Below are 16171 nucleotides of genomic sequence, written 5' to 3'. Positions count from 1 at the left end.
GCGCGCCTGACGCCTCAACGCACCTGGGTGACCTTCAGGCTGCCGGCGGGGAGGGGACCGAGGGGCGGCTGGGGTTCCGCCGTGTTCAGCCAGGCGGCCCAATGACGGCGATGCAGGATGACGATCTGCCGGTCGTGGTAGGGCGCGATGTCCGGGCCCGGCTCGCAGGTGAGCATGGTGAAGCGGTCGTCGCGGACGAGGCCGGCGATGCAGAACAGCTCGAGATCGTCGGCGCGCTCGAACAGCCACTTGGACTTCGGCGACTTCTCGCCGGTGTACTCGTAGAAGCCGTCGGCCGGGATCAGGCAGCGGCCCTGGTCGAAGCGGCGACCTTCTGAGCGGAAGTTGATCACGGGGCCGCCCTTGCCTTTCGGCGGGAAGCCCCAGCGCAACTGCTTCAGTTCCGCGCCTTCCGGACCGCCGAGGATCACCGGGCCGGGGTCGGTGGGACGGATCGAGTCCCGCGGCTCCAGATTGGGCGCGCCGCCGAGCCAGTGCAGCGGGATGCTCAGCTGGCTGAACTCCTGGGCGATGCGGTCGAGGGACTGCTTGAAGCGGTATTCGTTGCACATGGGCGGCCAGATAAGGCCGCGGCGGGGCCATCGTCCATGATCTCGCGGGCGAGGCGGGCGGCGGCGGCCAGGTCGTCGAGAGCCCGGCGGCAGCGGTCGGCCTCCCGATCCAGGCCGCGGGAGACCGCGCCGCGGGCCGCCTCCAGCGCTCGCTGCGCTTCGGCGAGGGCGGCGCTCAGCCGCCCCGGCCGACCCGCGCGCCAGGCCTCGAGCGCCACGAGCCGGCGCGCGGCTTCCGCCTGGAGCGCTTCGGCCGTCGATGGCCGGCAAGGCCCCGGCCCCATGGCCGACCAGCAGACGCCGCGATGCCGATCGGCTTCGCGGACGTGGGCCCGGATTCGCGCGTCCTCCGCGCGGCGAAGGGCCGTCAGGAGATGCTCATGCTCAGCGGGATCGCTCATCCAAAGACTGTAACTTACATACAGTCTCGGTCAAAGAAAATGCTGTAGCGAACTTACGCCCGGCTTCAGGCCGCGCCGCGGATGATCCGCCGGGCCTGGTAGGGCGGGATGATGGCGGTGATGTGCGCCGCCCAGCGGATGCGGGCGTCGTGGCGGGTGGGGCCGGCGACGCTTTCTAGGTCGAAGCGCTCGGGCCGGGAGCCGCGCAGCAGCCGCTTGACCAGAACCTCGTCAGTGTCGACCTCGACCACCACCACATGGCCGAGCATGTCCGGCGTGGGCGGGGTGCGCTGGTCCTCGAAATAGATCAGGGCGCCGTCGTCGGCCACGCCGCGCATGGAGTGACCGACGACGAGGAGGGCGGCCGCTTTGTCGGTGCCGCCTGGGGGAATAGGCGCGAGGTCGGTGGGCTCCTGCCCGGTGGCGAAGAGGACCGTGCCCTCCGGATTGGCGCCCACGCGGCCGACGATCCGCACGAAACCGGGCTCGGCGGTGGGCCGCATCGGACCGGCGGCGTCGTACAGCCACTCCGGCCGCACGCCGAACGCCGCGGCGTACTCCTTGGCCCGGCGGTAGGAGAAGGGGGCGTTGCCGTTCTCGTTGGAGGCGTAGGTGTTGCGGTTCCAGCCGAAGGCGTCCGCCGCCGCGGCGGCGGTCTCGAAGCCCTTGGCGAGGCGGACTTCCCGGAGCCTCTGGGAGCGATCGTCCATCCGATAAATCCTGCGGCCGTCTGCCGCTGTAGATAACCTACAAAAATGTTTGGCGCAATCGCTGTAGCTAACCTACAGTTCGCGCATGACGACAGCAACCCACCCTTCCGCCACCCTCGCCAGCGCCGCCTACGCCGCCCTGCGCCACGGAGGCGCGCCGCCCGCCATCGCCAGTGTCCAGCTCGGCCTGGGCCGGCGCGTCGCCTTCAAGCTGGAGAAGATGTTCCAGGCCCGCCGGAGCGGAGGCTGCGACGCCATGCGTCCGCGCTTCGCCCGCCACGCCCTGCACGTGAAGCAGGTGATGAGGGCCGGCGGCTTTCCGGTGCTGCCCGAGCGACGGCGGTGACCAAACCCGAGGACGCCGCCGCCGTGGTGGCGCGTGCGCTCGCCCGCCGCGACCCGGCGGCGCGGGGACAGTTCCTGCGGGAGCTGATGGCGCACGCCGCCGCTGGCCTCGTGGTCATCGAGGGCGACTGCGCAGCCGGCGAGGCGGTCTACCGCCTGGCCGACGTGGTGGCGCGCGGCGGCCGCTGAACGGCCTCCAGACCTTCCAAGGTGAGTATCGGAATGGGACGAGTTTTCGATCCGGCGCGAGCGACGCGTGAACGGCTGCAGATGCTGGAACGCCGAGAGAAGGCGCGGGCGGAGGCGCGCGCGGTCGCCGGAGGGGTCGCCGAGACGGTGGCCCTCTCAAGGGCCCGCGGCGCGGCCTTCGCGAAGGAGGCGGGTCCGCGGGCGGCGCGGGAGACGCCCTATCGGCGGCAGACCGGCCTTGAGTGGCTGGCGCGGAAGGGCCGTCTGACGCCGATGCAGGTCGCCGCCGGCGAGCGCTACGGCGACGTCTTCCGTCGCTGCGGGGCGGCGCCGTCGCTCGGCTCAACGCTGGAGGTGCAGCCGGGCACGACCGCCGGCTCGGGGCCGACGATCGGCATGGTGCTGAAGATGGCGGAGGGCCGCCGGCGCGCGGAGACGATGCTCGTCCGCTACCGCCGCCAGCTGCTCGGGCACGCCGACCTGATCGCGGCCTGCGACCTCTGCTGCGGCAAGGAGCTCACGCCCCGTGAGGCGGCCGGAGGCGAGCGGGACGCCGCGCGGCTGGAGGCCGTGCTGAAGGTGGCGCTGGACATCCTGGCGGCCGGCCCCGCCGCCTAAGGGCTCAGCCCTCGGTGTCGATCGTGGCCTGCAGGGCGGGGCTGTAGCGGGGGCCGGCGACGGTCTCGGAGTTCACGAGCGCATCCACCCTGGCGATGACCTCCGGCGTCAGGCGCACGTCCGCCGCGGCCGCGTTCTCGCGCATGTGGTCGGGGCTGGTCGTGCCGGGAATGGGCACGATGATCTCGTCGCGGGCGAGCAGCCAGGCGAGGCAGAGCTGCGCCGGCGTGCAGTCGGCGTCGCGGGCCAGAGCCTCGAAGCGGTCGAGCAGGGCGAGGTTCTTCTCGAAGTTCCCGCCCTGGAAGCGGGGCATGTTCAGCCGCAAGTCCCCTGGCTCGAGCCGCGCGAGGTCGCGAACCCCGCCGGCCAGGAAGCCGCGGGCCACCGGCGAGAAGGCCACGAAGGCGACGTCCAGCTCGCGGCACGCGTCGAGGACCGCGATTTCCGGATTGCGCGTCCAGGGCGAGTACTCGGTCTGAAGCGCGGCGATCGGATGGACCGCGTGGGCGCGACGGAGCGTCGGGGCCGACACTTCCGAGAGGCCGATCGTGCGGATCTTGCCCTCGCGCACAAGGTCGGCGAGCGCGCCGACGCTCTCCTCGATGGGGACCCGCTTGTCCCAGCGATGCAGGTAGTAGAGGTCGATGACGTCGGTCTGCAGCCGGCGCAGGCTGTCCTCGCAGGTGGCCTTCAGCACCTCGGGGCGGCCATTGATCTCGCGCCTGTCGCCGTTGGTCAGGCCGCACTTGGAGGCGAGCACGAAGTCCGAGCGGCGGCCCTTCAGCACCTCGCCCACCAGGGTCTCGTTGTGACCGAGGCCGTAGACGGCGGCGGTGTCGAGGAAGGTGTAGCCGGCCTCCAGCGCGCCCAGCAGGACGCGTTCGGCCTGTTCGCGCGGCGGCGGCGTGCCGTAGGCGTGCGAAAGGCTCATGCAGCCGAGGCCGATGGCCGAAACCTCGAACGGACCGACGCGCCGGCTGTCCATGCCTTCCCCTCCAGAGCGAGCCCGGGACAAACCGCGCCGGCCGACGTGGGTCAAGGTGTGTCCTGCGTCACATCCGGACATGGGCGACGGGCCTAGCCTCCCACAGTCAAGCTCGGTCGGGGGAGGCCGCCATGATCCGCAACCTGATCGCCGCGTCGGCCGCCGCCCTGGCGCTGACCCTGGTCGCCGCATCCGGCGCGCGAGCTGACGGGGAGGTCGCCGCCGTCCTGTTCGGCGAGCGCGAAGCGGGGCTGCTCTCGATGGTCAATGAATCGGTCAACGAGTCCCACGTGGCGGGCTCGCGCCTGCCGAGCGATCCGGACGGGATCTGGGACGCCGGCAACTACGCGGCGGCCAAGTACCGAGCGCTGCGGGACGACTTCCGCTGGTCGCCCTACCGTCTCGCGATCGGCCTGGTCAGGCTGCCCGACGGCCGCCAGCACGTGGTGCTGCTGGTGAAGGGCTTCCAGGGCCGGGACTGGGGCGTGCTCGACCACACCACCGACGAGATCGTCCCGCTGCGGTCGCGGGAGCGCGAGCGCTGGCAGGTGAAGTTCGCCGATTTCGAACCGGCCGCGTCGCCCGCCGCCTCGTGGCTGATGACCGCCCGGACGACGCCGCCGCCGCTGTTCCGCTAGCGGCGGCCCCGCAGGAACCAAGCTTCACCCAGGTAGTTGTTGATCGGGTGGGAGATGCCGTGATCGCCGGAACCTGGACGTGCGCCTCGCGGCGCGCGGGCCGACGGCTGCGCGCGCCTCCCGTTCCGGTGTTGGCGGCGTGAGGGTGGGGCGATGGGCGTGGCCTTGGCGGCAAAGCCATTGATGCGGGCCGCCGTGCTGGCGGGTCCAGGCCAGATCCGCATGGACGAGGTGGCCCTGCCGGAGCCCGGCCCGGGCCAGGTGCGCGTGCGGCTGGAGGGCTGCGGCGTCTGCGCCTCAAACCTGACGCCCTGGGAAGGGCCGGAGTGGATGACCTTCCCCACCGAGCCCGGCGCTCTGGGCCACGAGGGCTGGGGGGTGATCGACACCGTGGGCGAGGGCGTGCAGGGCCTGTCGCCGGGCGACCGCGTCGCCGCGCTCAGCCACAACAGCTACGCCGAGTGGGACATCGCCGATGAGGGCGCGGTCGTTAAGCTGCCGGAGGCGCTGGCCGGCAAGCCGTTCCCAGGCGAGCCGCTGGGCTGCGCCATGAACATCTTCCGCCGGGCCGACATCCAGGCGGGCCAGACGGTGGCCATCGTCGGCATCGGCTTCCTCGGCGCGATCCTGACCCGGCTGGCGACCGACGCCGGGGCGCGGGTGATCGCCATCTCGCGGCGGCCGTTCTCCCTGGACGTGGCGCGGAACTACGGCGCGGCCGAGATCGTGCCCATGGACGACCACTGGAAGATCATCGAGCGGGTCCGGGAGCTGACCGGGGGCGTGTTCTGCGACCGCGTCATCGAGGCCGTGGGCAAGCAGTGGCCGCTGGATCTCGCCGCCGAGCTCACCCGGGAGCGCGGGAAGCTGGTGATCGCGGGCTACCACCAGGACGGCCCGCGGCAGGTGAACATGCAGCTCTGGAACTGGCGCGGCCTGGACGTGATCAACGCCCACGAGCGCGACCCCGAGGTCTATGCCCAAGGCATCCGCGACGCGGTGGAGGCTGTGGCCTCCGGGCGGCTCGACCCGAACTCGCTATACACCCACAGCTATCCTCTGGAGCGGCTGGACGAGGCGCTGAACGCCACGCGTGACCGCCCGGACGGCTTCCTCAAGGCGCTGGTGACTTTCCGATGAGCGAGACCCTTGCGGCGAGGCCGTCGCGCAACCTCCAGGGCGTGAGGCCGAAGGTGGGCTTTCTCGGGGTGGGCTGGATCGGCCGCCACCGCATGGAGGCCATCGCGGCGACCGGCGCGGTGGAGATCGCCGCGATCGCCGATCCGTCGCCGGAGATGGCGGCCGAGGCTGGGAAGCTGGCGCCCGACGCGGTGCAGGCGGCGAACCTGGACGAACTGCTCGCGGCGGGCGTCGACGGCGTGGTGATCGCAACCCCTTCGGCCCTGCACGCCGAACAGTCGATCAGGGCGCTGGCCGGCGGCGCAGCCGTCTTCTGCCAGAAGCCGCTCGGGCGGACCGCAGCGGAGGTGGAGGCGGTGGTGGACGCCGCCCGCGCGGCGGACCGGCTGCTGGCGGTGGACCTGTCCTACCGCTTCACCGAAGGCATGCGGCGGATCCGCGAGGTGGTGCAGGCGGGCGAGCTCGGCCGCGTCTACGCGGTCGACCTCGTGTTCCACAATGCCTACGGGCCGGACAAGGCCTGGTTCTACGACCCACAGTTCTCCGGCGGCGGCTGCGTGATGGACCTGGGCGTCCACCTCGTGGACCTGGCGCTGTGGACGCTCGATTTTCCCGGTGTTTCCGACGTTTCGAGCAGGCTGTTCGCGCAGGGAGAGCCGCTGACGGGCCGGCCTGACCGGGTGGAGGACTATGCGGTGGCGACGGTCGAGCTGGATACCGGCTGCGCGGTGCGGCTCGCCTGCTCCTGGCGCCTGCAGGCCGGCTGCGATGCGATCATCGAGGCGGAGTTCTACGGGACCGAGGGCGGCGCGGCGCTGAAGAACGTCGGCGGCTCCTTCTATGACTTCACGGCCGAGCGCTTCCGGGGCACGGGGCGCGAGACCCTGGCCGCGCCGCCGGACGCCTGGGGCGGGCGCGCCGCCGCGGACTGGGCCGAACGGCTGGCTGCGGGTCAGCGATATGATCTCGCCGCCGAGCGCCTGGTGGATGCGGCCCGGGTGCTGGACCGGATCTACGGGCGCTAGTCAGTCGACCTCGGCGAGGGGGGCGCGGATGTCGCACCGCAGGCCCTCGGGAGCGAAGGCGAGGTCCACGGCGCCGCCAAGGTCGCGGACCAGTCCCTGCCGCAGCAGGCGTGAGCCGAAGCCCTGGCGGCTGGGCGGGCGCACGGGAGGACCGCCTTCCTCCGACCAGGTGAAGCGCACCTCGCCCGGTCGATCGGGGCGCCCCTCGGTCACCCAGCCGATCCGCACGCGTCCCGCGACGCCCGACCACGCGCCGTACTTCACGGCGTTGGTCGCGAGTTCGTGGATGGCCATGGCGAAGGCGAGCGCCTGACCCGGACTCAGCCGAACCGGAGGGCCGGAGACCTGGAGGCGTTCTCCCGGATGGAACGGCTGCATCACGCCGTCCACCACATCGGCCAGGTCGGCGCTGTCCCACTGGTGGCGGGTGAGCACGTCGTGAGCCCCGGAAAGGGCCATGAGCCGTCCCTCGAAGCTGTCGCGGAACTCGGCGAGTGTATCCGCGCGGCGTACGGTCTGCGCGGCGATCGACTGGACGGCGGCCAGGGTGTTCTTCACCCGGTGGTTCAGCTCGTTGATCAGCAGGCGCTGCCGTTGCTCGGCTGCGACCCGGTCCGTCACATCCATGTTGGTGCCGACCATCCGCTCGGCCCCGCCGTCAGGCCCGTAGAGAATCCGGGCGGCCCCCTCGATGTGGCGGAGCTGTCCGTCGGGGCGGTGGATGCGGAAGCGGAAGTCGAGGTGATCGCGGCGAGCCGCGATGGCCTCGCGGGTTCGCGCGCGGATAGCGGCGAAGTCCTCTGACGCCACGCGGTCGCGCCAGCTTTCGATGCGTCCGTCGAATGTCCCCGGCTCAAGGCCGAAGAGCCGCTCCTCCTCTTCCGACCAGAGCACCCGGCCGGAGGGGATGTGCCAGTCGAAGATGCCCACGCCGTGGGCGCGGACGGCAAGGTCCAGGCGCTGCTCGCTCTCGCGAAGGGCGGCCTCGGCCCGCTTGCGTTCGGTGACGTCGTTGAGGGCCACTCCGATGCCGCCGCCGGACATCGGCGCGACGCGCAACTCGACCGTCCGGCCGGGCCGGATCGCGGAGGGGCTCTCGAAGGTGGAGGTGACACGCTCGTCCATGGCGCGGCGGCAGCAGCGCTCGAAAGCGGTGCCACGGCCCTGGGGGAAGAGGTCCCAGATGCTGCGGCCGATCACGTTGTCCCGGGAGACGCCGAAGTACTGCTCGGCTGCGCGGTTGAAGATCACGTACCGCCAGTCGCGGTCGAGCGCGTAGAAGGCGTCGCTGATGCTCTCCAGCACGCTCTCGAGGAGGGCGTCGTGACCATCGCCGTCCGCGGGCGGGTTCTCAGGGCCGTCAGGCCCGTTGTCGCGGGTGTCGGTCACATACGCCGCCGCACTTGCACTGCACGAGCCGCTACCCTCGACCCGAGGCGCCCCGGCGACAAGCTGAAAGGCGCCGCCTCAGGCGTGGCGGGCGAAGACGCGGGTCTTGCCGCCCGGGAGCAGCAGCAGGGTCTCGTAGGCCTCGCGTCGGCCGTCGGGCCGCTCCATGCCGGGCGAGCCGAACGGCATGCCCGGGACGGTGAGGCCGAGCGCCTTGGGCTTTTCCCTGAGTAGCCGGCTGATGTCGGCGGGCGGGATGTGGCCCACGGCGACATAGCCGCCGATCTCGGAGACGTGGCAGGAGGACAGCTCGTCGGCGACGCCGCGCCGGCGCCAGTAGGGGCTGACATCATCGACGGTGATCACCTTCGGCTGGAAGCCGGCGCGGGACATGGCGGCGATCCAGCCCTTGCAGCAGCCGCAGGACGCGGTCTTGTAGACCGTGATGGCCGGGCCTGGCGCGGCGGCCGCAGGGACGGCCGCGGCGGCGGCGCAGAAGGCCAGGAGGGCGCGGCGATGCAACATGGGTCCACCTCGAACTGTACGCGGCCCCATTAGCACATCTCGGCGCGGCGAATTTGCGGTGGCGCAACCTGGTCAGGCGGCGTTGCGGCCCCGGCGCAGGCGATCGAAGTCGTCGACGATCGCCGCCAGCGGCGCGGGCGCGCTCTCCTGGGGGGCGGTGCGGCCCTGGAACAGGATGGTGTTGAGCTCGTCGCGGGCGCGTCGCACCCGGCTCTTCACCGTGCCTACGGGGCAGCCGGCGATCTGGGAGACCTCCTCGTAGCTCATGCCGCCGGCGCCCACGAGGATCAGGGCCTCGCGCTGGAAGTCGGGCAGCATGGACAGCGCCCGGCGCACGTCCTCCAGCTCGACCGTCATGGACGGGTCGTCGGGGGCCACCAGGGTCCGCTCCATGGCCTCGGCGTCGTACTCCCCCCGCCAGCGCAGGCGGCGCTGGCCGGAGTAGAAGCGGTTGCGCAGGATGGTGGAGAGCCAGGCGCGGAGGTTGGTGCCCGGCTGGAACTGATGGCGGCAGGAGAGCGCCTTCACCAGGGTCTCCTGGGCGAGATCCTCGGCCTGGTCGCTGTCATGGCACAGGGTGCGGGCGAACGCGCGCATGAACGGCACGGCGTCCAGCAGCGCCGCCTCGAAGTCGTCACGGACGCGATTCGGTCTCTGGCTCATCTGGCCCCCCTTTCGGCGGGCGTAACGCGCCATGGCGGAGCTTGGTTCCGGCGCCCTCATAGTTCCTGGTTTGTTCTTGACTGTGCGCGCGTTTTGCACCATCCTGCAGGCAGCGTGCAGTCCTGCGCCCCGGGAATTGACGGGGGTCAAGGCGAAGTCCCCAGGCCCGCCTATCTCGGCAGCCTCGGGAGGCTGCGGTGCGCGAATTCACGATCTATGCGCTCGATCACGACGAGCAGGTGCGCGTGTCGCGCAGCGTCGAGTTGCAGGACGGAGCGGCGGCCCGGGCGCTCGCGCGCGACCTGCTGGCCGAGCACGCGAAGGTGGAGGTCTGGGAGGGGCCGGTGCTGATGCTTCGGGCCGAACAGGCGTCCGCCGCCTGACGCCGGCCCTTGCCAGGATCGTAGCCCCCTAGCTCTCCTGCACCATTGGGCTGGTCGGAACGGGCTGGCGGCCACGGTAGACACGGACCGACTGCTGCCAGAGCTCCACCACCGGCGCCTGTTCCAGGGCCGCCTCGGCGGCGGCCTTCGCCTCCACGAGGTCGGCCGCGCAGAAGTCCCGACCGAACAGGACCTCCCCCTGGGGGCTCAGGCCATAGAGCTTGTAGCTGAGCACGGACTCAGGAGGCCGGCGGCGGCGTCTCCGCCCGCAGGCGGCGGCGGGATTCCTCGAACAGGAAGCGCGCGGTCTCGGCGAGGTCGGCCGGCAGGGGCGCCTGGCCCGCGCAGTCCGGGTGAGAACAGGGCAGGGCGGTCGCCTCGGGCATGGCCCGGAGGGACGTCTCCACGGGCCGGCCGCAGTCCCGGCAGCAGACCTCAACGACCCAATCGGACGACATCGTTCGCTCAACCTCTCGGTGTTCGCACGCAACCTGGCCGGGCGGCGGTGAAGAATGGATGAAGCGGTGCGGTGAACGCCGCGCTAGCCAAGGAGCATTCATGGAGAATTCGAACCCGGCGCCGGTCCCAGACTACGACCCGGAGCTGGCCCGGCAGATCTGCGACCGCCTGGCCGCCGGCGAGCTCTGGCGGGAGATCCGCAGGTCGAAGGGCATGCCCGCCGACGGCGGGTACTGGGCCTGGCGACGCGCGCACCCGGCGTTCGAGGCGGCGGTTCGCGACGCCCTTCTGGCGGCGGCGGAGACGCGCTTCGAGGAGGCGCTCGAGGTGGCGATGGCCTCCAGGCCTGATACCCTACAGGTGGACAAGCTGAAGGTGTCCACGCTGCTGCACCAGGCGGAGCGCCTGGACCCGGAGCGCTTCGGGCCGCCCAGCGCCCGCCGACGACTCTACGGCGGCGCGGAGCGGGGACACGTACAAAGGCTGGTGGTCCGCCACTTCGAGCGCGCGGTCGCCGAGGACGGCACCTCGTACATCCGGGCCATCGACAGCATCCAGGAGGTGGAACGATGAGCGGCGGCCCAGCAGCCGCCCCCCCGGACATCAAGATCTGCGATCCGTGGGAGCCGCGAGACTACCAGCAGGATCTCTGGGACTTCCTGCTCGGCGGGGGAAGGCGGGCCGACGTTGTCGCTCACCGCCGCTGGGGCAAGGACGAGGTGGCGCTCAACTGGGCGGCCGCGGCGGCGACGCTGAAGCAGGGGGTCTACTGGCACCTGCTGCCGGAGGCGGCCCAGGCGCGCAAGGCGATCTGGGACGCCGTGAACCCCCATACCGGCCGCCGGCGGATCGACGAGGCCTTTCCGCGGCGCGCGCGTCATGGCCGCTGGGAGCGCGACATGAAGATCGAGCTCAAGAATGGCTCGGTGTGGCAGCTCGCGGGCTCCGACAACTACAACTCCCTGGTGGGCGCGCCGCCGGTCGGGGTGGTGTTCTCGGAGTGGGCGCTCTCCAAGCCGGACGCCTGGAGCTATGTGCGTCCGATCCTGGCGGAGAACGGGGGCTGGGCGCTGTTCCTCTGGACGCCGCGCGGCCCGAGCCATGCGACCCGGGCCTTCGAGAGCCGCCGCCAGCGGCCGGACGAATGGTTCACCCTGCAGGCGCGGGCGGACGAGACAGGCGTCTTCACGCGCGAGCAGCTGGCGCGCGAGCGGGCGGAGCTGATCGCCGAACTCGGCTCGGAGGAGGAGGGGGAGGCGCGCTTCGCCTCCGAATACCTGGTGGACTTCAACGCCGCCACGCCCGGCGCCTACTACGGCAGCCTGCTGGAGGCGGCGCGGCGCGACGGGCGGATCAGCCGCGTGCCCTACGACCCGGCGCTGAAGGTCGACACCGCATGGGACCTCGGCATCGACGACTACACCGCGATCTGGTTCTTCCAGCAGGTGGGCCGCGAGGTGCGCGCCATCGACTATTTCGAGACCTCGGGCGAAGGGCTGCAGGAGGTGATCCGGAGGGCGATCGCGCCCAAGCCCTACGTCTACGGGGCCCATCACCTGCCGCATGACGTGATGGTGCGGGAGCTCGGGGCCGCGGGCCGAAGCCGTTACGAGACCCTGTGGGGCCTGGGCGTCTCCCCGATCTCGGTGGGCGCGGCCATGAACCCCGAGGAGCGGATCAACGCCGGGCGGAGCCTGATTCCGATCACCTGGTTCGACGCCGAGAAATGCGCCGCGGGCCTCGACCGGCTGCGGGCCTATCGCAAGCGCTGGAGCCGCGCCACGCGCAGCTACTCCGGACCCCTCCATGACGCCGCCAGCCACGGGGCCGACGCCTTCGGCGAATTCGCCGCCAACCGTTTCGGCGGCGGAGCGCTAGCGAAGCCCGGCAAGCGCGGGGCGAACGAGCCGCACAGCTGGATGGCCTGAGGTTTCCTGGCCCTGCCGAGATGTTTTTTCGGAACCTCCGGGTTCCCTTTGTTGTTCGGAGCGCCGGCGATCGGATGTCACGTTGGTCGCGCCGACCTCCGCCGCCCGATGTTCAACAACGCGTAGCGGTGAGGATACCATGTCCAAGATTTCTGGCACTTCGGCCGACGACCGCCTGGAGGGAACGTCCCTTGATGACGTCCTGGAGGGCCTCGCGGGGAATGACACCCTCGTGGGTGGCGCCGGGGTCGACCTGGCGGACTACGGCGCCTCGCCAACCTCGGTGATCGTGAACCTGACGGCCGCGCAGGCCGCTGACGGCTATGGCGGCACCGACAGCCTCAACGGGATCGAACAGGTGGGCGGCTCGGACTTCGCCGACACCATCAACGGCGACGCCGGCGGCAACTACCTCGCCGGCCGTGAAGGCGCCGATTCCCTGGCGGGGCTGGACGGCGACGACGTGCTCCACGGCGGCGGCGGCGCGGACACCCTGGACGGGGGCGCCGGCCACGACCTGCTGCAGGGCGGCGGTGGCGGCGATGCGCTGCGCGGCGGGGACGGCTTCGACACCGCCGACTACGGCGACTCCGACGTGGCGGTGGCGGCGGATCTCTACACCGGCACCTGGGAAGACACCTTCGAGTCGATCGAGAACCTGTGGGGTTCGGCGTTCGGCGACACGCTGCGCGGCGACTGGCGCGACAACATACTGGCCGGGCAGGGCGGCGACGACCTGCTCGAAGGGCGGGAGGGCGCCGACCGTCTGATGGGCGGCGCGGGGGCGGACACCCTGCAGGGCGCCGACGGCCTGGACTATCTCCGCGGCGAGGACGGCGATGACTCGATCGTCGGCGGCGCGGACTTCGACGACACCCATGGGAACGCCGGCAACGACACGGTCGCAGGCGGCCTGGGCGACGACTGGGTGGTCGGCGGCAAGGACCAGGACGTGCTGTCCGGCGAGGACGGCAACGACATCGTCTACGGCAACCTGGGTGACGACACCTGCGACGGGGACGCCGGCAACGACGTCGTGCGCGGCGGCCAGGGCACGGACATCGTGCGCGGCGGCGCCGGCGACGACTGGCTGGCCGGCGACAAGGGCGACGACACGGTTACCGGCGGCGCGGGCGCGGACATTTTCCACACCCACGGCGACGCGGGCCTGGACCGCGTGACCGACTTCAACCGGGCCGAAGGGGACCGCGTCTTCCTGCTGCCCGGCACCCAATACACGCTGAGCCAAGTCGGGGCGGACACCGTCATCGACATGGTCGGCGGCGGCAAGATGGTGCTCGTGGGCGTCACCATGACATCCCTGACCGGCGACTGGATCTTCGGCGCCTAGTTCGGCGGGCGCCTGCGACGAAGGGCTCCCCCTGAGCCGATTGCCAAGGCCGGCGCCTTGGTGTGAGGTCGCGCCTCATCTCTGGAGTGAGCTGGCGTGATCGGGTCCCAGGACACCCTTGTCGACCCATGGACGGACGTCGCCGGCGCCGCCCTGCTGAAGGCCATGTTCCAGGCCGCGGACGTCATGGCCGGCGTCTTCGAGCTGCTGGACGGGGACTATCGCTATGTCATCGCCAACGCCGCGACGGCGGCGTTCTACGGCCTGTCGCCGGACGGGCTGAACGGCCGCAGGGGCCGAGATCTGGGTCTGACCGATGCGCAGGTGCGGCTGAGGCTCGCGACGCTCAGGCGCTGCTGGGACACCGGCCGGACGCTCACCCGGGAGTACCAGTTCGGCCTGCCAGGCGGACGGCCCGGCTGGTTCCTGGGCACCTTCTCGCCCATCCCAGGCTCGACGCCGCGGGTGTCGTTCGTGCTGATCGACGTCACGGCGCGGCACGAGGCCCAGCGGGAGGCGGAGCGGCAGGGCGCGCGCCTGCAGCTGGCCCTCAGCTCGGCGGGCCTCGGCCTCTGGGAATACGACCTCGAGCGGGACGCCATCAGCTGGGACCAGCGGACGCGCGACCTGTTCGGCGTCGAGCCGGACGCACCCATGGACTACGCCGCCTACGTCGCGCGCCTGCGGGAGGACGAGCGGCCGATGATGCGGGCGGCGTACGAGGCGGCGGTCCGTGGCGACAATGGCGGGCGCTACGTCACCGAACACCGCACCACGGCCTGCGACGGAACGGAGCGCTGGGTGCGCGGCTCTGGGCAGGTGCTGTTCGGGCCGGACGGCGCCGCGAACCGCGTGCTGGGCACGGTGCAGGACATCACCGAGGAGGTGCGGGCCCGGGAGCGGCAGGCGCTGATGATGGCCGAGCTGAACCACCGGGTGAAGAACAACCTGGCCACCGTGCAGTCCATGGCCGCCCAGACGGCCCGTCATGCCGCGGACCTTAAGGCCTTCACCGCCGACTTCGAGGGCCGGCTGGTGGCGCTTGCCCGCACCCACGACGTTCTCACCCACAACGCCTGGGTCGATGCGGAGCTGTCCGTACTGGTGGCGCGCGAACTCGGGGCCTTCCGGGAGCGGGTGCGCATGGCGGGTCCCGAGGTGCGCCTCACGGCGGGTCAGGCGCTCGCCCTGGGTCTGATGCTGCACGAACTGGCCACCAACGCCGCCAAGTACGGCGCGCTCACGACGGCGGACGGCCGGGTGGACATCGCGTGGTCCCTCGCGGAGGGCGAACTGCTCCTGACCTGGACGGAGAGCGGCGGGCCGCCGGCCTCTTCGCCTCTCCATGCGGGGTTCGGCACCCGGCTGATCGGCAGCCTGGCGCGCAGCGACCTGCAGGGCCGGACCGAGACCACCTGGCGTCCGGAAGGCGTGCGGTTCGAACTGAAGGCGCCGCTCGGCTAGACGCGGACGTCCACGAAACGGCCGACGGACGAGCCGGTGAGCTGACGCGGCGAGGGCTTCGCCTGGTCGCGCTGGGCGGCCTTGGCGGCCTCCTCGTCGCGGTCGAGCATGACCGGCCGGACCGGGGGGACCGGGAAGAAGGTCACGGGCTGGACGTTCAGCGACATGGAAGCATGCAATAGCCCGTCCGGCTTAACTCCTCGTTACCGCGTGCAACCCGCGAACGCCGATCCGCATTGAGGCGCCGGACACACGAGGAGATTTCATATGAGTGGCGTAGGACTGATCATGGCGATCATCATCGGCATCCTGGCCGGTTGGATCGCCGAAAAGGTGATGCGGCGTAACCACGGCATCCTGATGAACCTGGTCGTCGGCGTCGTCGGCGCCTTCCTGGGCTCGTTCATCGCCGGCATGCTGGACATCGAATTCGGCGGCATCCTGGGCAGCCTGCTGGTCGCCACGGCCGGCGCGATCCTGCTTCTGTTCCTGCTGGGGCTGTTCACCAGCCGCAGGCGCGCCCTGCACTAGAACAGCCAGGCTCTCCAGATTGGAGAGTCTCCGAACAAGGTATACGGCGCGTTTACCACAAGTAAGCGCGCCGTTTTCCTGTCGGGGCCCAAGAATTAATTGCCCTGATAAGGATATTTGTTCGCGAACCCATAATCATAACGTTGTTACGCGGGCTGCGACATTTCAACGCGGGGCCCGCATGAATATCGGATCACGTCCGGCGCACGGCGCCAGGGACGCCGTCATCACGACGATCGACGCCATCCGCGCCCGATCGCAGAAGCCGGAGAAGGCCGGGACCCAGGCTCCGGCCAGGCCCGCGGCCGCGCCTGCGGCGTCGGCCCCGGCCACCACCCTGGCGCCGGTGACGGTGCAGGCCCTGCTGGCCGAGGCCGGCAAGGCTGCGGCCGCCGTCGTCGAGCAGATCCGCGACCACGCAGCCGAGGACGGCAAGCCGAAGCCGCCGCCGGTCCCGCAACCGCCCGCGACGCCCGCCGCACAGGCGCAGGCCGCAAGACCTGCCGGCGAGACGTCCGCCAAGGTGAAGGACAAGGACAGGGGAAGGGGCGGCGACGCCCCGGCTCCCTCCGCCGTCGCTCCAGCCAAGGAGAACGACGGGCTCGACGGCGAGCGCTTCTCCGGCGCGCTGCTCGCCATGCTGTTGAAGGTCCAGGAGGCGGCCGGCGAGGCCGGCGCCCACGATCCGAAGAGCCCCCTGGGTGACGTCTTCCACGCCCTTCTGTACCTGGCTCAGGGGCAGGGCGGCGGGCGGGGTCATGGTCACGGCCATGGTCACGGCCATGGTCATGGGAACGGCCACGGCCATGGGAGCGGCAATGGCGACACCCCGCCGCCGCCGCCGCCTCCGCCGCC

General features: G+C 71.3%; 21 protein-coding genes and 1 pseudogene. 13 read left to right on the top strand and 9 right to left on the bottom strand.

Going from position 1 to position 16171, the window contains the following annotated elements; all coding sequences use genetic code 11:
* Positions 1-14 precede the first annotated feature (14 nt).
* The gene (locus tag V7Z97_RS14890; RefSeq protein WP_334164224.1) at positions 15-572 is read right to left on the bottom strand and encodes an SOS response-associated peptidase; all 558 of its coding nucleotides are present in this window, start codon (positions 570-572) and stop codon (positions 15-17) included.
* Between the two features lie 466 nt (positions 573-1038).
* Positions 1039-1683 (bottom strand): XRE family transcriptional regulator, encoded by a 645-nt coding sequence (locus tag V7Z97_RS14885; protein ID WP_334164223.1) that lies wholly within the window; start codon positions 1681-1683, stop codon positions 1039-1041.
* An 85-nt stretch (positions 1684-1768) separates the two neighbouring features.
* Between V7Z97_RS14885 and V7Z97_RS14880 the strand changes: the two genes are divergently transcribed.
* The 3 genes from V7Z97_RS14880 (at position 1769) to V7Z97_RS14870 (ending at position 2835) form a co-directional block, all read left to right on the top strand.
* Positions 1769-2029 (top strand): hypothetical protein, encoded by a 261-nt coding sequence (locus tag V7Z97_RS14880; RefSeq protein ID WP_334164222.1) that lies wholly within the window; start codon positions 1769-1771, stop codon positions 2027-2029.
* Positions 2026-2217 carry a hypothetical protein gene (locus tag V7Z97_RS14875; RefSeq protein WP_334164221.1) on the top strand — a complete coding sequence of 64 codons (192 nt, stop codon included), beginning with the start codon at positions 2026-2028 and terminating at the stop codon, positions 2215-2217. The genes V7Z97_RS14880 and V7Z97_RS14875 overlap by 4 nt, the downstream gene beginning before the upstream one ends.
* A gap of 81 nt (positions 2218-2298) precedes the next feature.
* The gene (locus tag V7Z97_RS14870) at positions 2299-2835 is read left to right on the top strand and encodes a hypothetical protein (protein ID WP_334164220.1); all 537 of its coding nucleotides are present in this window, start codon (positions 2299-2301) and stop codon (positions 2833-2835) included.
* A 4-nt stretch (positions 2836-2839) separates the two neighbouring features.
* Here V7Z97_RS14870 and V7Z97_RS14865 read toward each other — a convergent pair whose 3' ends face one another.
* Entirely contained in the window at positions 2840-3820 is a 981-nt protein-coding gene (locus V7Z97_RS14865; protein ID WP_334164219.1) for an aldo/keto reductase, read from the bottom strand.
* Between the two features lie 131 nt (positions 3821-3951).
* On the opposite strand from V7Z97_RS14865, the gene V7Z97_RS14860 reads away from it, so the two are divergent.
* The 3 genes from V7Z97_RS14860 (at position 3952) to V7Z97_RS14850 (ending at position 6623) form a co-directional block, all read left to right on the top strand.
* Positions 3952-4458: a hypothetical protein gene (locus tag V7Z97_RS14860; protein WP_334164218.1), complete on the top strand. Its 507-nt coding sequence runs from the start codon at positions 3952-3954 to the stop codon at positions 4456-4458.
* A 183-nt stretch (positions 4459-4641) separates the two neighbouring features.
* A complete protein-coding gene (locus V7Z97_RS14855) occupies positions 4642-5598 on the top strand; it encodes an MDR/zinc-dependent alcohol dehydrogenase-like family protein (protein ID WP_334164217.1) in 957 nt (318 codons plus the stop codon).
* Positions 5595-6623: a Gfo/Idh/MocA family protein gene (locus V7Z97_RS14850; RefSeq protein ID WP_334164216.1), complete on the top strand. Its 1029-nt coding sequence runs from the start codon at positions 5595-5597 to the stop codon at positions 6621-6623. Before V7Z97_RS14855 ends, V7Z97_RS14850 begins: the two co-directional genes overlap by 4 nt.
* Here V7Z97_RS14850 and V7Z97_RS14845 read toward each other — a convergent pair whose 3' ends face one another.
* From V7Z97_RS14845 to V7Z97_RS14835, 3 genes are all read right to left on the bottom strand, one after another.
* Complete coding sequence (locus V7Z97_RS14845; protein WP_334164215.1) at positions 6624-8012, bottom strand: sensor histidine kinase; 1389 nt, start codon at positions 8010-8012, stop codon at positions 6624-6626. It abuts the gene before it with no gap.
* 78 nt (positions 8013-8090) lie between these two features.
* A complete protein-coding gene (locus V7Z97_RS14840; protein ID WP_334164214.1) occupies positions 8091-8537 on the bottom strand; it encodes a DUF411 domain-containing protein in 447 nt (148 codons plus the stop codon).
* A 72-nt stretch (positions 8538-8609) separates the two neighbouring features.
* Positions 8610-9200, bottom strand: a complete 591-nt coding sequence (locus V7Z97_RS14835; RefSeq protein ID WP_334164213.1) for a sigma-70 family RNA polymerase sigma factor — start codon at positions 9198-9200, stop codon at positions 8610-8612.
* Between the two features lie 197 nt (positions 9201-9397).
* On the opposite strand from V7Z97_RS14835, the gene V7Z97_RS14830 reads away from it, so the two are divergent.
* Positions 9398-9583 (top strand): hypothetical protein, encoded by a 186-nt coding sequence (locus V7Z97_RS14830; protein ID WP_334164212.1) that lies wholly within the window; start codon positions 9398-9400, stop codon positions 9581-9583.
* A gap of 28 nt (positions 9584-9611) precedes the next feature.
* On the opposite strand, the gene V7Z97_RS14825 is transcribed toward V7Z97_RS14830, so the two are convergent.
* Positions 9612-9818, bottom strand: a complete 207-nt coding sequence (locus V7Z97_RS14825; protein ID WP_334164211.1) for a hypothetical protein — start codon at positions 9816-9818, stop codon at positions 9612-9614.
* 4 nt (positions 9819-9822) lie between these two features.
* The gene (locus V7Z97_RS14820; RefSeq protein ID WP_334164210.1) at positions 9823-9969 is read right to left on the bottom strand and encodes a hypothetical protein; all 147 of its coding nucleotides are present in this window, start codon (positions 9967-9969) and stop codon (positions 9823-9825) included.
* A gap of 172 nt (positions 9970-10141) precedes the next feature.
* On the opposite strand from V7Z97_RS14820, the gene V7Z97_RS14815 reads away from it, so the two are divergent.
* The 4 genes from V7Z97_RS14815 (at position 10142) to V7Z97_RS14800 (ending at position 14785) form a co-directional block, all read left to right on the top strand.
* A complete protein-coding gene (locus tag V7Z97_RS14815) occupies positions 10142-10615 on the top strand; it encodes a hypothetical protein (protein WP_334164209.1) in 474 nt (157 codons plus the stop codon).
* On the top strand, positions 10612-11970 hold the full coding sequence (locus tag V7Z97_RS14810; protein ID WP_334164208.1) for a hypothetical protein: 1359 nt from the start codon (positions 10612-10614) through the stop codon (positions 11968-11970). The genes V7Z97_RS14815 and V7Z97_RS14810 overlap by 4 nt, the downstream gene beginning before the upstream one ends.
* A gap of 139 nt (positions 11971-12109) precedes the next feature.
* Positions 12110-13321, top strand: coding sequence for a calcium-binding protein (locus V7Z97_RS14805; RefSeq protein WP_334164207.1), 1212 nt, complete (start codon positions 12110-12112; stop codon positions 13319-13321).
* Between the two features lie 96 nt (positions 13322-13417).
* Positions 13418-14785, top strand: coding sequence for a sensor histidine kinase (locus tag V7Z97_RS14800; RefSeq protein ID WP_334164206.1), 1368 nt, complete (start codon positions 13418-13420; stop codon positions 14783-14785).
* Here V7Z97_RS14800 and V7Z97_RS14795 read toward each other — a convergent pair.
* Complete coding sequence (locus V7Z97_RS14795; RefSeq protein WP_334164205.1) at positions 14782-14952, bottom strand: hypothetical protein; 171 nt, start codon at positions 14950-14952, stop codon at positions 14782-14784. The two genes, V7Z97_RS14800 and V7Z97_RS14795, sit on opposite strands and share 4 nt — an antisense overlap.
* Positions 14953-15052: 100 nt before the next feature.
* On the opposite strand from V7Z97_RS14795, the gene V7Z97_RS14790 reads away from it, so the two are divergent.
* Both V7Z97_RS14790 and V7Z97_RS14785 read left to right on the top strand, forming a co-directional pair.
* A complete protein-coding gene (locus V7Z97_RS14790; protein ID WP_334164204.1) occupies positions 15053-15316 on the top strand; it encodes a GlsB/YeaQ/YmgE family stress response membrane protein in 264 nt (87 codons plus the stop codon).
* A gap of 181 nt (positions 15317-15497) precedes the next feature.
* Positions 15498-16171: pseudogene (locus tag V7Z97_RS14785) on the top strand (hypothetical protein); the annotation flags it as partial.

The organism is Phenylobacterium sp. (assembly GCF_036821595.1).
GTDB lineage: Bacteria > Pseudomonadota > Alphaproteobacteria > Caulobacterales > Caulobacteraceae > Phenylobacterium.
This window is presented reverse-complemented; position numbering and strand designations above follow the sequence as displayed.

Bases quoted from the DNA above. Each gene is read 5' to 3' on its own strand.
- V7Z97_RS14855 (WP_334164217.1), top strand. From the start codon at position 4,642: ATGCGGGCCGCCGTGCTGGCGGGTCCAGGCCAGATCCGCATGGACGAG.
- V7Z97_RS14805 (WP_334164207.1), top strand. From the start codon at position 12,110: ATGTCCAAGATTTCTGGCACTTCGGCCGACGACCGCCTGGAGGGAACG.
- V7Z97_RS14815 (WP_334164209.1), top strand. From the start codon at position 10,142: ATGGAGAATTCGAACCCGGCGCCGGTCCCAGACTACGACCCGGAGCTG.
- V7Z97_RS14870 (WP_334164220.1), top strand. From the start codon at position 2,299: ATGCTGGAACGCCGAGAGAAGGCGCGGGCGGAGGCGCGCGCGGTCGCC.
- V7Z97_RS14880 (WP_334164222.1), top strand. From the start codon at position 1,769: ATGACGACAGCAACCCACCCTTCCGCCACCCTCGCCAGCGCCGCCTAC.
- V7Z97_RS14810 (WP_334164208.1), top strand. From the start codon at position 10,612: ATGAGCGGCGGCCCAGCAGCCGCCCCCCCGGACATCAAGATCTGCGAT.
- V7Z97_RS14790 (WP_334164204.1), top strand. From the start codon at position 15,053: ATGAGTGGCGTAGGACTGATCATGGCGATCATCATCGGCATCCTGGCC.
- V7Z97_RS14890 (WP_334164224.1), bottom strand. From the start codon at position 572: ATGTGCAACGAATACCGCTTCAAGCAGTCCCTCGACCGCATCGCCCAG.
- V7Z97_RS14860 (WP_334164218.1), top strand. From the start codon at position 3,952: ATGATCCGCAACCTGATCGCCGCGTCGGCCGCCGCCCTGGCGCTGACC.
- V7Z97_RS14820 (WP_334164210.1), bottom strand. From the start codon at position 9,969: ATGCCCGAGGCGACCGCCCTGCCCTGTTCTCACCCGGACTGCGCGGGC.
- V7Z97_RS14865 (WP_334164219.1), bottom strand. From the start codon at position 3,820: ATGGACAGCCGGCGCGTCGGTCCGTTCGAGGTTTCGGCCATCGGCCTC.
- V7Z97_RS14850 (WP_334164216.1), top strand. From the start codon at position 5,595: ATGAGCGAGACCCTTGCGGCGAGGCCGTCGCGCAACCTCCAGGGCGTG.
- V7Z97_RS14835 (WP_334164213.1), bottom strand. From the start codon at position 9,200: ATGAGCCAGAGACCGAATCGCGTCCGTGACGACTTCGAGGCGGCGCTG.
- V7Z97_RS14795 (WP_334164205.1), bottom strand. From the start codon at position 14,952: ATGTCGCTGAACGTCCAGCCCGTGACCTTCTTCCCGGTCCCCCCGGTC.
- V7Z97_RS14840 (WP_334164214.1), bottom strand. From the start codon at position 8,537: ATGTTGCATCGCCGCGCCCTCCTGGCCTTCTGCGCCGCCGCCGCGGCC.
- V7Z97_RS14885 (WP_334164223.1), bottom strand. From the start codon at position 1,683: ATGGACGATCGCTCCCAGAGGCTCCGGGAAGTCCGCCTCGCCAAGGGC.